The organism is Bradyrhizobium sp. AZCC 1588 (assembly GCF_036924735.1).
Taxonomy (GTDB): Bacteria; Pseudomonadota; Alphaproteobacteria; order Rhizobiales; family Xanthobacteraceae; genus Bradyrhizobium.
In genome coordinates this window covers 1,785,911-1,800,903 of sequence record NZ_JAZHSC010000001.1, presented here as the reverse complement: position 1 = coordinate 1,800,903, position 14,993 = coordinate 1,785,911, and the positions used below count along the sequence as shown (strand labels likewise).

Here is a 14,993-nt window from a genome sequence, read left to right as displayed (position 1 = left end):
TTCCAGACTGTTCATGACGCCTGCGTCACGCAATTCACCCACAGCACGACCGCTTTCGCATCTTTCGCGGGATTTGAGAAGCGGTGCGGCCTGCGGCTGGCAAAGCGAAAACTGTCCCCCCGCTTTAGCGACCAGGTCTCGGCGTCCACAGTCAGCGTCATCTCGCCTTCAAGCACCAGCCCCGCCTCCTCGCCGTCATGGGTGTAGAGCTCGTCGCCGGTGTTGCCGCCGGGCTCCATGTGCACCAGAAACAGATTGAGGCGGTTCTCAGTACCCGCCGGACTCAGCAATTGCTTGGAAATGCCGGTGCGCCACAGTTTCAGTTCGGCGCGCTGCATTTCGCGCGTCACCACGCCGCCGGAAGCGGCATCATCACTCGGCTGCGAGCCGAACAGCGCGGCGATGCCGACACCAAGCACGTCGGCAAGCGTCGCCAGCACGCGGAGCGAAGGCGACGACAGCCCGCGCTCGATCTGGCTGAGAAAGCCGATCGACAGATCGGTCTTCGCCGCAATCGTCTCCAACGAGAGCTTGTGCTCGCGGCGCAGATCGCGGATGCGGCGGCCGACCGCAAGGTCCATCGCCGGCTCGGCCGGCCTGGCGCTGGCCTTCGCCCTCGATCTGGCCGTTGCCTTTCCGGCTGCCCTTGCTTTGGCCTTGAACGCCGGTTTCTTTATTCGCTTGCCGCCGCTCACGTCAGACCGCTTCCTTCATGTGCATGAAAATTGCTTGCAAACCGCGGAGAAGTGTGACCACAATTTCATATTGGTGAAAATAGGCCTGAACGGCGTTGCCTGCAACTCTTTGGTCTAAGGCGGGCAGGCCGGGCGGTGTGCAGTTTCAGGAGGTGGTGCGATGGCTCTGAAGCGTCTCGTTCAGGCCGCGGTGGCGGCCTTGGTTCTCACAGCCGCAATGCCGGCATCCGCGCAAAAGGTGCTGAAAGTGGGCTCGACGCCGACCGGCGTGCCCTTCACCTTCCTCGACACCAAGACCAACAGCATTCAGGGCATCATGGTCGATCTCATCACCGAGATCGGCAAGGACGCCGGCTTCCAGGTCCAGATCGAGCCGATGCAGTTCTCGACCCTGATTGCCTCGCTCACCTCGAACAAGATCGACATCATCTCGGCGGCGATGTTCGTTACGCCCGCGCGCAAGGAAGTGATCGATTTCTCCGAGCCGTTCTACAGCTATGGCGAGGGCCTCTTGGTTCCGAAGAGCGATACGAAGACCTACACCAAGCAGGACGATCTGAAAGGCGAAGTGGTCGGCGCGCAGGTCGGAACGGCGTTCGTCGACGCGCTGAAGAAGTCGGGACTGTTCAGCGAGGTCAAGGCCTACGACACCATTCCCGATATTCTGCGTGACGTGAACGCCGGCCGCCTCAAGGCCGGCTTCGCCGATTATCCGATCCTCGCCTACAATCTCAAGCAAGGCGGCTTCCCCGAAGCGCGCATCGTCGAGAGCTACAAGCCGGCGACCGTCGGCGCCGTCGGCATCGGCGTGCGCAAGGGCGATACCGAGCTGCTCGCCAAGATCAACGCCTCGCTGGCGAAGCTGAAGGCGAACGGCACGGTCGAAAAGATCCTCGATAAATGGGGCCTCAAGGCGCAGGGTGCCTGATGCAGGCGTTCTGGCGCGACGCGACCGAGTTCCTGCCGATCCTGATGAGCGGCGTGGCGCTGACGGTCATCGTCACCATCGGCTCGCTATTGCTGTCGACCGCGCTCGGCCTGGTCTGGGCCTTGATGCGGGTATCCGGCATCGGCGTTTTCTCAGGGTTCAGCGCCGGGCTGATCAACGTGATCCGCGGCATCCCGATCATCGTGCTCTTGTTCTATCTTTATTTCGTGATGCCCGAACTCGGCCTCACGCTGACGGCGCTGCAGGCGGCGATCCTAGGCCTCGGCATCGCCTATTCGGCCTACCAGGCGGAGAATTTCCGCGCCGGCATCGAGGCCATCGACAAGGGGCAGATCGAGGCGGCGCAGGCGATCGGCATGGGCTGGTGGCAGACCATGCGCCGCGTGGTGTTGCCGCAGGCGGTGAAGATCGTGTTGCCGCCCTACGGCAACATCATGATCATGATGCTGAAGGATTCGTCCCAAGCCTCGACCATCACGGTCGCCGAGCTCGCGCTGCAGGGCAAGCTGATCGCGTCCTCCACCTTCAAGAACACCAGCGTGTTCACGCTGGTGGCGCTGATGTATCTCACCATGAGCATCCCGCTCATTCTTCTGGTTCGTCACTTCGAGAAGCGTGCGGGCCAGAAATGATCGAGCTCAGCAACGTTCACAAGAGTTTTGGCAAGGTCGAGGTGCTCAAGGGCATCACGGCTTCCGTCGAGAAGGGCGAGGTGGTCTGCGTCATCGGCCCCTCAGGCTCCGGTAAATCCACCATTCTGCGCTGCATCAACGGGCTAGAAAGCTATGACAGCGGCGACATCCTCGTCGAAGGGGCGCGCGTCGACCGCAGCGCGCCCTCGATCGTTGCAATCCGGACGCAGGTCTCGATGGTGTTCCAGCGCTTCAATTTGTTCCCGCACCGAACCGCGCTCGAGAACGTCATCGAGGGGCCGGTTTATGTGAAGAAAGAGCCGCGCGCCGAAGCGCTGGAGCGCGGCCGCGCGCTGCTGGCGCAGGTGGGGCTTGCCGAAAAGGCCGACAGCTATCCGCCGCAACTCTCCGGCGGCCAGCAGCAGCGCGTCGCGATTGCGCGCGCGCTTGCGATGCAGCCGAAGGCGATTCTGTTCGACGAGCCGACCTCCGCGCTCGATCCCGAACTGGTCGGCGACGTGCTGTCAGTGATGCGCAGGCTCGCCGACGACGGCATGACCATGGTCGTCGTCACCCATGAGATGGGATTTGCTGGCGATGTCGCCGACCGCGTGCTGTTCATCGACGGCGGCGTGATCGTCGAGCAGGGGCCGGCGAAATCCGTGCTCAATCAACCGCAGCATGCGCGCACGCAGGATTTTTTGCGACGCGTGCTGCATCCGCTCTGAGTTCGCCAGCATGAATGCGCCCGTCCGACTACCGCTGCCGCCAAGTCTCTACGCCGATACGGCGGTCGCGCCCGCGCCTACGCCGCCGCTCGATGGAGACAAGGACGTTGCGGTCGCGATCATCGGCGGCGGTTTCACCGGGCTGTCCACCGCATTGCATCTGGCCGAGCAGCGCGTGAGTGCGATCGTGCTGGAAGCGCAACAGCCGGGCTGGGGCGCTTCGGGCAACAATGGTGGCCAGGTCAATCCTGGCCTCAAGCACGATCCCGATCAGATCGAGGCCGATTTCGGCGCCGAGCTCGGTGGCCGCATGATCGCGTTTTCTTACGGCACCACCAACTACACGTTCGACCTGATCCGCCGCTACCAGATTCCCTGCGAAGCAAGGCAGAACGGCACGCTGCGCGCGGCCTATAACGAGGCGAGCGCCGGGGGAATCGAAGACACGGCAAAGCAGTGCATCCGGCGCGGCATGCCGGTGACGCTGCTGAATCGCGAGCAGATGCGGGAGATCACCGGCACCGACCGCTATCTCTGCGCCATGCTGGACAATCGCGGTGGCGACCTGCATCCGCTGAACTATGCGCGCGGGTTGGCGCACGCCGCGATCGCGGCCGGCGCAGCCGTCCATGGCGAGACGCCGGCGCTCTCCTTGTCGCGTGAAGGCGCGCATTGGCGCGTCGAGACTCCACGCGGGATCGTGCGCGCCGAGAAAGTGCTGCTGGCAACCAACGGATTCACGGACGATCTGTGGCCGGGCCTCCGCCGCACCATCGTGCCGGTGTTTTCGTCGATTGCGGCCACCGCGCCTTTATCCGACGAGGTCGCGCGCGAAATCATGCCGACGCGCTCGGTGTTGTACGAGAGCGGCCACATCACGGTGTATTACCGGATCGATGCGCATAATCGTTTGCTGATGGGCGGACGCGGGCCGATGCGCTGGATCAGCAAGCCTGGCGATGTCGCCTATCTCATCCGCTATGCCGAACGGCTGTGGCCGCGGCTGAAAGGCGTGACCTGGACGCACGGCTGGAATAGCCGGCTCGCGATCACGCCCGATCACTATCCCCATGTGCATGAGCCGGCGGAGAATCTTCTGATCTCGCTCGGTTGCAACGGCCGCGGCGTCGCGCTCTCGACCGCGATGGGCGCACAGCTCGCGCGCCGTCTCGCCGGCGGAAGAGCTGCCGTGATCGATATGCCGATCTCAGGCATCAAGCCGATGGCGCTGCACGCATTCTGGCCGCTCGGCGTCACGGCTGCGGTGCTGGCCGGGCGGGTCAGGGACCGGCTGGGAATGTGACGCCGGGGTCGCGCAGCCCTTAAACAGCCAAACCGAGACATCGCCCGCCCTGGACGGAACCTTCCATCCCCCGCGAACGTTCGCTTGCGCAGGGCCGATTTCGAGGAGGTTCAAGATGCGCAAGCAGTTACTGTTATCGACTGGGATTATCTGCCTGATGCTGGCACCGGGGCTGTCGTATGGCCAGGCCCCGGGCGGGAGAAGCGAGGAACCGAAGCAGACGCAGCCGAGCGATCGTGGCAAGGGTGCTGCATCCCAGGAACGCGGCGCCGAGCGAGCGCAGGAACGCGCCAAGGGCGCCGAGAAGGGTGCGGAACAGAAGGCTCAAGGCGCGGCGGATCGTGAGGAAAGAGGAGCCGGTTCCCGGCAGGCGGGCGAGAAGGGCAAGGCTGCACCTGGGGCCGAGCGTCCAACGGCTGCGAGCGAAGACAGCAAGCGTGGCCGTGGCGATGACGCGAAGAGGGCCACGGAGCAAACCAAGGGCGCCCGCCCGGGCGATCGGGAGGCCGATCGCGGCCGCGATGCCAAGGAGAGCGCTAAGGACAGTGCCAAAGACAGAACCAAGGGCACCGCCGAGTCCGAGAAGACCAAGAGCGGAACAACGACGTCCCAGAAGGAGCGCGAGGGCACAACCACCACGCAGAAGGAGCCGAGCCGCGATCAGCGGGACAGAACCTCGAAGGATGCGGCTGAGCAGGGCAAGGACCGGCCGGCGACCGCGACTGAAACCACGCGCACGCAGACCCAGACCAGCCAGACGCAGGACCGCCAGCAGATCTCGACCGAGAAGCAGGTGCGCATCTCCGAGAGGCTGACCCGCGAGCGTCTCGCGCCGCCGCAGCGCAATCTCAACATCTCGATCCGGGTAGGCGAGCGCATTCCTCGGCACGTGCGGGTCCAGCGACTACCTGCGGCGATTGTCTCGATCGAGCCGGCGTATCGCGGCTATGATTACTTCACCACCGAAGAGGAAATTGTAATCGTTGAACCCGGCACGCAACGGATCGTAAGCCAGATCCCGCGCGACGCGTCGCGCATTCGCGCAGCTGGCGGCGAGGCCGCCGGTAGTGGACGTGGGGCCGACGCGATGGCCCAGGCCGGCGGCGCGCCTTGCCGCATCATGCGCCGGGATACCGCGGGCAATCTTACTGAGGTCTCGCCCACGACGGTTGGTTCGACCGCACCGCAGGATTCGATCAGCGTCAGCGTTCGTGCGCCGGGCGGCGGTGGATCGACGAACCCGATTGCACTTGGCGCCTCGGAAGGACAGATCGTGGTCGCCATGCAAGGCGGCGATTGCACGGTCACGATCGAGCCGCAGACGCGGTAAGCGGGTGTGTCTGGCCTCGCAAGAGGCCGCCACATCAGGATGTCGATACGGGTAACGGAAAGTGCGGCATCTGATTGCCGCACTTTTCTCGTAAGCGGCATCTCACCTTTTGCAGCGTCGCTCCCTGATGACGTGCCGCCTCACCCCTCCGCCACTGCCTCGCTCCAGGCGTGGAACGGCTCGGTCGCGCCGCTGTTGGTTTCGCCGTCGCGCAGCACCGCGCTGGGGCAGGCGAACTTCATCGGCAGGTTCTGGATGCGCGCCTCCTCGTAATCGAAACGCGAGCCCAGCGCTTCGCGCGCAGCCTGTGGCAGGCGGACGTCGCCGATCACGATCGCGCCTTCGCTGGCGTCGATGCGCGGCTGATGAATTGCGGCATCGAGATCCATGCCGTAATCCATCACGAAGGACAGAAGCTGGCTTACCGCCGGCAGAATGCGCCGGCCGCCCGAAGCGCCGACCGCGATACGCCTTCCGTCCGCCGCCTGCGCCAGCACGGGCGTGTAGTTGGTGAGGCACCGCTTGCCCGGCGCCAGCGAATTCGGCGTGCCCGGGGTCGGGTCGAACCACATGATGCCGTTGTTCATGGTGATGCCGGTCTGGTTCGTCACGAATTTGGAGCCGAAGGTGGACAGCAAGGTTTGCGTTACCGCGGCCATGTTGCCGTCGCGGTCGACGGCGGAAAAATGCGTGGTGCAGGCCGGCGCCAGCGCTTCGGCGCCGAGCGCGCGCCTGCCGTCTTCATCCCCCATGTCCTTTAACCGTTCGCGATACGCTTTTTGCAGCGCCGATGCATAGGCGATGTAGGCTGCCGCGTCCGGTCCGCCGCGCGCAGGCTCGAGATTTTCCTGCAGCAGACGAAGCGTGCGCGCCAGCGTCGGCCCGGCGGTGAGTTCGGGCGTCGCGAACACCGTGCCGCCGCGATAGGGAATCGCCAGCGGCTCGCGCACAATGCCGCGAAATGGCTTGAGATCCTCGACCGACAGCGCGCCGCCGGAGGCCTGAATGTCGGCGGCGAGGCTCTGCGCCAGATCGCCTTCATAAAAATCCCGCGGACCGGCGCCGGCGAGTTGCGCCATCGTGGCCTTGAGCCGGTCCTGCGGCATGCGGACTTTGGACCTGATGCCCCATTGCGGGTTCGGTGGCAGGCCGTCCTGGAGATAGGCGGCGGCGCTCGCGGGGTAACGCCGCAAGTCTGCTGCCGCGCTCGAAATCATCACGGTGGTCCACCAGTCGACCGCAAGCCCTTCGCCGGCGAGCGAGATGCTCGGCGCCAGCAACTCCTTCCACGGCAGTTTGGCGTAGCGGCGGTGCGCCTCTTCCATGCCGGCGACCACGCCGGGCACGGCGATCGAGCCGGGCCCGTGAATGTTGCGGTCGTCCTTTACCCGCGGCCAGGGGAAGATGTCGGAAGCCGCGCCACCGCCGGTCAGCGGATAATCTTCCACCCGCAGGCTGAGCGGCGCCCGCATGCCGTAGTCGATCACCTCATAGCGGTGTTCGCGCGCCCGATAGAGCACCATCGCGCCGCCGCCGCCGACTCCGCTCATCCAGGGCTCCAGAACGCCAAGCGCAAACGTCGTCGCGATCACGGCATCGATGCAGTCGCCGCCCGCGGCCAGCACCTCGGCTCCCACTTGCGCCGCCCTGCTTGATTGCGCGGCGACGATGCCGCCTCTGGAAGTGACGGCCGGTTTGCGTATCGCTTGGGTACTGGAGAACTGGTCGCGCATCGGATTGCCTTTGATCCCTGTAACGTGTGTGGTTGCCGGTCGGACGGAAGATTTCGTTGACGTCATTACACCCTAAAAATCTCAGGCCAGCCATGACAGAATAACATGCTGGAATTCGCATCGCCCGTCTTCGTGTTGGCGTCTTGCGTCCGACAATGGCACATTGCCAACGATGGCCGTATCCACAAAGGAGCATACTGGCTTGACCACCGACGCATTCATTCATCTGCCGGAGCTGCGATCCCGGGTAACGCACCCGGAAAAGTCGCTGCTGCGCCTGACGCCGGAGATATTTTCGATGTGGGAGCAGCGGGCGCGGGCCGCGGGATGGCCGGCAGGCTGGCGGCTGTCGGACGAAGCGATCGAGGCGTCGCGGCTTGCGGTGCTCGGCGATCACCCTGATGGCGATGACCTCTGGATCTACTCCTACGGTTCGCTGATGTGGGACCCCGGTTTTCACTTTGCCGAAGTCCGGCTTGCCGACGTCGAAAATTATCAGCGCCGCTTCACGCTGAAGATCAATCTCGGCCGAGGATCGCACGACTATCCGGCGCTGATGCTCTCGCTGGAGCCGCAATTGGGATGTTGCCGCGGGCTGGCGTTCCGCATTGCGGCCGATTCCGTCCATGCCGAGACCGCGATCCTGTGGCGCCGCGAAATGCTGCGCGGCGGCTATGCGCCGGCGGTGGTGCCGATGACGACGCCGCAGGGACCAATCACCGCACTCGCCTTCACCTCCAACCGCTCGCATCCGAGTTATGTCGGCGAACTGCCGCTCGCCGAGACCGCCGCGATGATCGCGAGCGGGAAGGGCGTTCTCGGCACTAACCGCGAATACCTCGTGCAACTGGCGACGCAGTTGCAGGCGTTGGAGATCGAGGATCCGTATGTCGCGCAGTTGCATGCGCAGATCGGCGGCGCTCCCGGTGCTTGAGGCGGTCACCTCACGGCGGCCTGCCGCGTCCATTTTCAAACAATGTTTTAGGCTGATTTTGCCGCACAATCCGGCATCCTGACGCAAGTGCAGGACGCGGATAGTTGGCATCATAAGAGCCGCCGCGCGGAGACGATCGACGCCGAATAACTAATGGAGAGGGCGCGCATGACTGGGGAGATCAAGTCGCACTACGAGGTCGTCGTCGTCGGCGCGGGCGTGTCGGGCATTTACCAGATCAAGCGGCTGGCCGATCTCGACGTGGACGCCCTGGTGCTCGATGCCGCCCCCGATCTCGGGGGAACCTGGTACTGGAACCGCTATCCCGGCGCGCGCTTCGATTCCGAGAGCTACACCTACGGTTATTCCTTCTCGAAAGAGCTGCTCAACGAGTGGCACTGGCAGGAGCGGTTTTCGAGCCAGCCGGAGAATCTTCGCTACCTCAACTATGTCGTCGACAAGTTCGATCTGCGCAAATACATGCGGTTCAACCGTAAGGTGGAAGCTGCGGCGTTCGACGAGGGCTGTCATCTGTGGCGGCTCCGGCTCGACGATGGACGTGAACTGAGCTGCCGATTCCTCATTCTTGCGGTCGGGTTGCTCTCGGTACCGACGCTACCGCGGCTTGAGGGCATGGAGACGTTCAAGGGGCGGTCGTTCCATACCTTCTATTGGCCGCACGAGCCGGTTGAACTCTCCGGCAAGAAGGTCGGCATCATCGGCACCGGCGCCACCGCGATCCAGGTGATCGGCGAGATTGCCGACAAGGTCGGTGAACTCACGGTGTTTCAGCGGCGTCCGAACTGGAGCGCGCCGCTCAACAACAGCCCGATCTCGGACGAGGAAATGGCTGACATCCGTTCGCGCTACGATGAAATCTTTGCCGCCTGCCGGCGCACGCCCGGCGGCTTCGAGCACGAGCCTGATAGGCGCGGCTTCTATGAAGCCACCCGCGAGGAGCGGATCGCGCTGTGGGACAAGCTCTATGACGAACCCGGCTTCGGCATCTGGCTCAGCAATTTTCGCGAGATTTTTACCGACGAGGCCGCCAATGCCGAGTTCTCCGCTTACATCGCCGATCGCATCCGAAGGCGCGTGAAGGACCCGGCGACCGCGGAAAAGCTGATCCCGAAAGATCACGGCTTTGGCGTGCAGCGGGTGCCGCTGGAGACCAATTATTTCGAGGCCTACAACCGTGACAATGTGCATCTCGTCGACATCGGCGAGATGCCGATTCTGCGGGTCACCGAAACAGGCCTGCGCACTAGCGCGCGCGATTACGATCTCGACATCATCGTCTACTCAACCGGCTTCGATGCCATCACCGGCGCATTCGATGCGATCGACATCACGGGCGCCGCCGGAGTGAAGCTCGCCGACGAATGGCGCGAGGGACCCTCGACCTTTCTCGGCATGATGGCGCATGGCTTTCCGAACCTGCTGATGCCGACCGGGCCGCAAAGCGGTTCAGCCTCGACGAATTTTCCGCGCGGCATCGAGAACGGCGTCGGCTGGTGCATGGGCCTGCTCGGCTACATCTGGGACCGCGGCTACACGCGGGCCGAGCCAACGGCCGAAGCGCAGGCGCGCTGGACGGCGCACGTGACCAAGATGTACGCCATCATGCTGATGCGCAAAGCCAAGTCGTGGTTCACCGGCTACAATTCCAATATCCCCGGCCACGAGCACGGCAAGACCCGCTATCTCGTTTATAATGGCGGCACGCCGAAATATGTCGCGGCGATCACCGAGGCTGCCAATAAGGGGTATGAGGGGATCGTATTCGATGCGAAGGGGCAGGCTGCGACGAGGGCATCGGCCCGCCGCGGAGTAAGATGCGCGTAAAGGCTATGCGTAGGATGGGTTGAGCGCAGCGAAACCCATCATCTTGGAAACGCAAACGATGGGTTTCGCAAGAACTCAACCCATCCTACGAGTTCGATCGTCGCGCTCGCGCTTTCGCAAGCATCAGATCACTGCGTCCGCAGCAGGCGCCTGGGGTGAACGCCGTCGACATAGCCCATGAACGGCGGATGGATCGAATAGCCGATCAATTCACGTGCGCGTTCGGGTAACTTGCTCGCCACCTCGGCAGGGACGGCGAGTGCCATGTTCTCGAGTTGCCGCACCCAGCCCACGCAATATTGCGGCGTGATGATCAGGCGCGGCCGGTCCGACCGGTTGGCGCCGCCACGGTGCCATAGCGTTCCCTTGGTGATGGCCAGCGATCCGGACGGCATGATCAGCTTCACGGCGTCAGGCCTGTCGCCTTCCTCGTGACCGGCTTCGTTGGTGAAGTGAGCGGGTTTCACCGCGCCCTCGATATATTGCCCGTCCCACAGATGGCTTCCGGGAATGATTTCGGTGGCGCCATTTTGCTCGGTCGTATCGTCGATCGCCCAAAACGTGCTGATGCCAAGGGCAGGGCGCGGGCGCGGAATCTTTACGCCGCTGTCGTCGAAGTGCCAGGGCTGGACGGTCTCGCCGGGATGGAGATTGATCGCGAGCAGAGCGGACAGCAGGCAGCTCTCGCCGAGCTCGGCTTCCACAAAAGCCATCGCGAGCGGGTGGATCGCGAGGTCGGCGAAGACAGGCGATTTCGCCAGCAGTGCATACACCCGGTTGGTCCTGGTGCCTTCAAAATCGTTGCGGCCGAACAGATCGCGCGCCAGATGCGGCGCCAGCGCCGCGCGGATTTCGGCGACGCGGTCGGGCGCCAGAACGCGTTCGAAAATCAGGTAACCGCTGCGGTCGAACTCTTCCTTTAAGGAGGCGAATGAGCGTTCCCCGAGCCAGGGCAAAACCTGCTCCGCTGTCGCTGCCATCTGCGCTCTCCCTCGTGAGCCCGGTCAGCCCGGCTTCTTGCGATACATCATACGCAACTAGGGGCTTTTTTCACGAGATTTCTGCGGCGTTAACGCTGGCGCGAATCATGATCGCGGTGCGAATGCGTAGCGGAACGTGCAACTCGGCGCGCCCTGCATCAGGGTCTGGTCGCGCCTGAGGCTGACCTCGTTGCCGCCGGCGGCAACGATATCGAAGTCGGTGGCGCAGACCAGCAACGCACCGAGCTCCGGCTCGCCCAGCACGCGGAAGAATTCCGCGAACCGGCAATGCGTGACGTCGAATTCCAGCGCCTCGTTGTCGTGGCGGCGCATCTCGACCGTTACCTCCCGCTCGGTGACTTCGGCAAGCGCGGTATGCATGGTCGCCCATTTACGCCGCGCGCTGCCCTCGACACTCTCGCCGATGGCGGCGAACAGCGCCTTCGACCAGTCGCGCAAGGCTTGTCGCGCAATCGCATCGGCCTTTTCCTGGCCCAGTTCGGCGCGCAGCGCCCGCAGCATCGGCACCAGCACCTGCGCCTGGATCCGCGTTTTGTCCAACAGCGACAGGCGGGGATCGACCATATAATCGTCGAGCACATTCATCGCAGGCTCCTTTCGATTCCGATCTCCAGCGAGATATTGCGGCCGGCGAGGCGAGCGCAAGCGAGATAAGCTGGGCGATTGGCTTAGAAAATCTGATGCATGACCATCGATGAGATGCGGCACGCTCAGGCATGGGGCGGGAGACCGGACAATTCGAACCAGGATGGGTTATCGATTGCCACCCCAGGCCGGCGCCAAAGCAGCATACGCCGATCGTGAGCGGTTCAAATCTTTGGGCCGCTCGAATGAAGTCGAGCGGCCGCTGCCTTGCGCGCCTATCCTGCAGCTGCGTTGACCGCGATCGGCGAAGTGCCTTCGCCGCTCTCTTCCAGCTTTCGCGGCAACCCCGCAAAACCGCGCAACGCTTCCGCCATCTTGGTACGTCCGCTGACGCCGGTGATCACCACATCCACCATCATAAGAGACGAGTGGATGTGGCCACGCGCCTGCAGTTGCTCGACCGGCACACCTGCGGCCGCCATCGCCTCGGCATATTCGATCCCCTCGTCACGCAGCGGATCGAACTCGCAGGTCGCCACGAACGCCGGCGGCAGGTTCGCCAGATTGCCGCGCAGCGGCGAGGCGCGCGGGTCGGTGCGGTCCGCGGGCGAACAATAGATATCCCAGAACCAGAACATCAGCGCACGCGTCAGGAAATAGCCGACCGCATTCTCGGCATAGGATGGACGGTCGAACCTGCAATCGGTGGCCGGGCACACCAGGAGCTGGCCTGCGATCTCTGGCCCGCCGCGGTCGCGTGCGAGTTGGCAGGTGACGGTGGCGATATTGGCGCCGGCGCTCCAGCCCGCGACCAGCACCGGTCCCGCTCTGCCGCCGAGTTCGGTGGCATGCTCGGCGATCCAGCGCGTTGCCGCATAGCCATCTTCGGCGGCGGCGGGGAAGCGATGCTCGGGCGCATGGCGATAGCCGACGCTGACGACGATCATCCCGCTGCGGCGGCAGATGTCGCGGCAGAACGGATCATCGGATTGCTCGTCGCCGAGCACCCAGCCGCCGCCGTGGAAATAGACCACGATCGGATGCGGCCCGGGCGTTGCCGGCCGATACAGGCGATACTGCAGCAGACCATCGGCGCCGTGCAGCACGCCGTCGCCGACTTCTCCGACGGGCCGACCGGCGGGACGGCTCTTGTTGAATTCGGTGAGGAAGTCGCGAGCGCCCTGGGCGCCGAGCGACTCGATCGCCGGCAGGTTCATCTCCGCCAGCATGCCGAGCACCAGCCGCACGTCCGGCTGCAGGCGTACGACCTGGCCGTCGTTGCATTGCTCCGAAACGTTCGGGCCGGTCAGTTTGAAGCCGAGCATGCCGCGGGCGACGACCTCGTTGCAGATACTGCGATAGGGGCCGACGCCGCCGGTATAGGGCATTACGCCTTGCGCCTTGCCGGGCACGTTGGCGCCCGTGTACCAGGTGTTGGCGAGCCGATGCAGCGTCAGCGTCGAACAGTCGGCCATGTGCTGCGCCCAGCCGGCCTGCGCCGTCTCGGTCGCGTCGATGGTCGTGAAGCCGGCCTCGCGCATCGCCGCCAGCCGGTCGACCACCCAGTCGGCATGCTGCTCGATCGAGACCGCCATGTTCGACAGCACCGATGGGCTGCCCGGGCCCGTGATCAGGAACAGATTGGGAAAGCCCGAGACCGTGAGCCCGAGATAGGTCTGCGGACCGTTGGCCCAGACGTCGGACAGCGACTTGCCATCGCGGCCTGTGATCGGATGAACCGCCTTGATGGCGCCGGTCATGGCGTCAAAACCGGTGGCGAACACGATCACATCGACGTCGAACGTGCGCTTGTCGGTCGTGACGCCCGAGGCTGTAATCGACGTGATCGGCTCCTGCCGCAGATTCACCAGCGTGACGTTGGGGCGGTTGAACGTAGCGTAGTAGTTGGTATCGAGGCAGGGACGCTTGGCACCGAACGGATGGTCGCGCGGGGTCAACGTATCAGCCGTCTCCGGGTCCTTGACGATGGTTTGGATCTTCTCGCGGATCAGGTCGGCGAGCAGCGCATTGCCGTCGACGTCGACGCCCTGGTCGGCCCAGAGCTGGGTCAGGATGTGGACGAGATCGCCGGCGGCCCAGGCCTGCTCGAAGCGCTCGCGGCGCTCGGCATCGCTCAACTGCCAGCTCACCGCCATCTGTTGCGGATAGGGGACGCCCGCGAGCGACCACCGCGCCTGCTCGCGATAGCCGGCGCGGTCGCCCTGCAGCAGTGCGAGGCGGTCCGCCGGCGCAGGACCGTTGTGGGCAGGAAGGGCGAAATTCGGCGTGCGCTGGAAAACGATGAGATGCGCGGCCTGCTCGGCGAGCAGCGGGATCGACTGGATGCCCGATGATCCGGTGCCGATGACGGCGATGCGCTTGCCGGCAAGCTTGACCTCTTCGTGCGGCCAGCGGCCGGTGAAATAGACCTCGCCCTTAAAATCCTTGACGCCGTCGATCTCCGGCGGCTTCGGCGCAGAGAGGCAGCCGGTCGCCATGATGTAATAGCGGCAGGAAACGCTGGCGCCATTGCTGGTCGTGAGCCGCCAGCGTTCGGCCGCCTCATCCCAATTTGCCGCCGTGACCTTGGCGCCAAAGCGGATGTCGCGCCGCAACTCATATCGATCGGCAACGAAGCCGAGATAGCGCAGGATCTCGGGTTGCGTTGCGTATTTCTCCGACCATTGCCACGTGCTCTCCAACTCGGGATCGAAGGTGTAGCTGTAGTCGATGGTCTGGATGTCGCAGCGCGCGCCGGGATAGCGGTTCCAGTACCAGGTGCCGCCGACGTCGCCGGCCTCCTCGATCACGACCGCCGAGAAGCCGGCCTTGCGCAAGCGATGCAGGAGATAGAGGCCGGCAAACCCGGCACCAACGACCGCGACATCGACCTGTTGTGTCGTGCCGCTGTTTGTCGTTTCAGAAGAACGTGCTGCGACCGCTGCGTCTGGCATGCCACTCCTCCCGTATGTTTTATAGTTTGGAGGAGGCTACTGCCGCGCGTTCAGTTTGTCATCAGGCCAAATACAATCATTGGATGTTTGCTGCAGACGCGCGCTGCCGCAGAGTCCGACCAGCGGTTTCACGAATTACTCCGTATGAAGCAGCGACTTATCCGCGATGCGCGTCGCTACACGCGCTCGCCGTTCGCTCAGCACGTTTGCGCGCCAGGGACGATCAATAAACGCGCTGCGCGGCGCCCTTCCCATCCAGTCGGGTGGGAGCCGATGTTATCTCCGATCAGGCCGACGAGACGGG

12 protein-coding genes are annotated in these 14,993 nt (G+C 64.1%); 7 read left to right on the top strand and 5 right to left on the bottom strand.

What is annotated here, in order from left to right; genetic code table 11:
• Window positions 1-11: 11 nt before the first annotated feature.
• Window positions 12-695 (bottom strand): cupin domain-containing protein, encoded by a 684-nt coding sequence (locus V1277_RS08330; protein ID WP_442894459.1) that lies wholly within the window; start codon window positions 693-695, stop codon window positions 12-14.
• Between the two features lie 160 nt (window positions 696-855).
• On the opposite strand from V1277_RS08330, the gene V1277_RS08320 reads away from it, so the two are divergent.
• The 5 genes from V1277_RS08320 (at window position 856) to V1277_RS08300 (ending at window position 5,637) form a co-directional block, all read left to right on the top strand.
• A complete protein-coding gene (locus tag V1277_RS08320) occupies window positions 856-1,623 on the top strand; it encodes an ABC transporter substrate-binding protein (protein ID WP_334415768.1) in 768 nt (255 codons plus the stop codon).
• Window positions 1,623-2,276: an amino acid ABC transporter permease gene (locus V1277_RS08315; protein WP_334415767.1), complete on the top strand. Its 654-nt coding sequence runs from the start codon at window positions 1,623-1,625 to the stop codon at window positions 2,274-2,276. Before V1277_RS08320 ends, V1277_RS08315 begins: the two co-directional genes overlap by 1 nt.
• Window positions 2,273-3,004, top strand: a complete 732-nt coding sequence (locus V1277_RS08310) for an amino acid ABC transporter ATP-binding protein (RefSeq protein ID WP_334415766.1) — start codon at window positions 2,273-2,275, stop codon at window positions 3,002-3,004. Before V1277_RS08315 ends, V1277_RS08310 begins: the two co-directional genes overlap by 4 nt.
• Before the next feature lie 10 nt (window positions 3,005-3,014).
• Window positions 3,015-4,307, top strand: a complete 1,293-nt coding sequence (locus V1277_RS08305) for an NAD(P)/FAD-dependent oxidoreductase (RefSeq protein ID WP_334415765.1) — start codon at window positions 3,015-3,017, stop codon at window positions 4,305-4,307.
• Window positions 4,308-4,422: 115 nt separating this feature from the next.
• Window positions 4,423-5,637 (top strand): DUF1236 domain-containing protein, encoded by a 1,215-nt coding sequence (locus V1277_RS08300; RefSeq protein WP_334415764.1) that lies wholly within the window; start codon window positions 4,423-4,425, stop codon window positions 5,635-5,637.
• 140 nt (window positions 5,638-5,777) lie between these two features.
• Here the strand turns inward: V1277_RS08300 and V1277_RS08295 are convergent, their stop codons facing one another.
• Window positions 5,778-7,370 carry a gamma-glutamyltransferase family protein gene (locus V1277_RS08295; RefSeq protein ID WP_334415763.1) on the bottom strand — a complete coding sequence of 531 codons (1,593 nt, stop codon included), beginning with the start codon at window positions 7,368-7,370 and terminating at the stop codon, window positions 5,778-5,780.
• 202 nt (window positions 7,371-7,572) lie between these two features.
• On the opposite strand from V1277_RS08295, the gene V1277_RS08290 reads away from it, so the two are divergent.
• Both V1277_RS08290 and V1277_RS08285 read left to right on the top strand, forming a co-directional pair.
• On the top strand, window positions 7,573-8,304 hold the full coding sequence (locus tag V1277_RS08290) for a gamma-glutamylcyclotransferase (RefSeq protein ID WP_334415762.1): 732 nt from the start codon (window positions 7,573-7,575) through the stop codon (window positions 8,302-8,304).
• Between the two features lie 168 nt (window positions 8,305-8,472).
• Window positions 8,473-10,149 carry a flavin-containing monooxygenase gene (locus tag V1277_RS08285; protein WP_334415761.1) on the top strand — a complete coding sequence of 559 codons (1,677 nt, stop codon included), beginning with the start codon at window positions 8,473-8,475 and terminating at the stop codon, window positions 10,147-10,149.
• A gap of 128 nt (window positions 10,150-10,277) precedes the next feature.
• On the opposite strand, the gene V1277_RS08280 is transcribed toward V1277_RS08285, so the two are convergent.
• The 3 genes from V1277_RS08280 to V1277_RS08270 form a co-directional block, all read right to left on the bottom strand.
• Window positions 10,278-11,129 (bottom strand): phytanoyl-CoA dioxygenase family protein, encoded by an 852-nt coding sequence (locus tag V1277_RS08280; RefSeq protein ID WP_334415759.1) that lies wholly within the window; start codon window positions 11,127-11,129, stop codon window positions 10,278-10,280.
• A gap of 105 nt (window positions 11,130-11,234) precedes the next feature.
• Entirely contained in the window at window positions 11,235-11,735 is a 501-nt protein-coding gene (locus V1277_RS08275; RefSeq protein WP_334415758.1) for an L-2-amino-thiazoline-4-carboxylic acid hydrolase, read from the bottom strand.
• 275 nt (window positions 11,736-12,010) lie between these two features.
• Window positions 12,011-14,689 carry a flavin-containing monooxygenase gene (locus V1277_RS08270; RefSeq protein WP_334415757.1) on the bottom strand — a complete coding sequence of 893 codons (2,679 nt, stop codon included), beginning with the start codon at window positions 14,687-14,689 and terminating at the stop codon, window positions 12,011-12,013.
• Window positions 14,690-14,993: the final 304 nt, after the last annotated feature.

Coding starts and splice junctions, on each gene's coding strand:
- V1277_RS08320 (WP_334415768.1), top strand. CDS start 856: ATGGCTCTGAAGCGTCTCGTTCAGGCCGCGGTGGCGGCCTTGGTTCTC.
- V1277_RS08315 (WP_334415767.1), top strand. CDS start 1,623: ATGCAGGCGTTCTGGCGCGACGCGACCGAGTTCCTGCCGATCCTGATG.
- V1277_RS08310 (WP_334415766.1), top strand. CDS start 2,273: ATGATCGAGCTCAGCAACGTTCACAAGAGTTTTGGCAAGGTCGAGGTG.
- V1277_RS08305 (WP_334415765.1), top strand. CDS start 3,015: ATGAATGCGCCCGTCCGACTACCGCTGCCGCCAAGTCTCTACGCCGAT.
- V1277_RS08300 (WP_334415764.1), top strand. CDS start 4,423: ATGCGCAAGCAGTTACTGTTATCGACTGGGATTATCTGCCTGATGCTG.
- V1277_RS08295 (WP_334415763.1), bottom strand. CDS start 7,370: ATGCGCGACCAGTTCTCCAGTACCCAAGCGATACGCAAACCGGCCGTC.
- V1277_RS08285 (WP_334415761.1), top strand. CDS start 8,473: ATGACTGGGGAGATCAAGTCGCACTACGAGGTCGTCGTCGTCGGCGCG.
- V1277_RS08280 (WP_334415759.1), bottom strand. CDS start 11,129: ATGGCAGCGACAGCGGAGCAGGTTTTGCCCTGGCTCGGGGAACGCTCA.
- V1277_RS08275 (WP_334415758.1), bottom strand. CDS start 11,735: ATGAATGTGCTCGACGATTATATGGTCGATCCCCGCCTGTCGCTGTTG.
- V1277_RS08270 (WP_334415757.1), bottom strand. CDS start 14,689: ATGCCAGACGCAGCGGTCGCAGCACGTTCTTCTGAAACGACAAACAGC.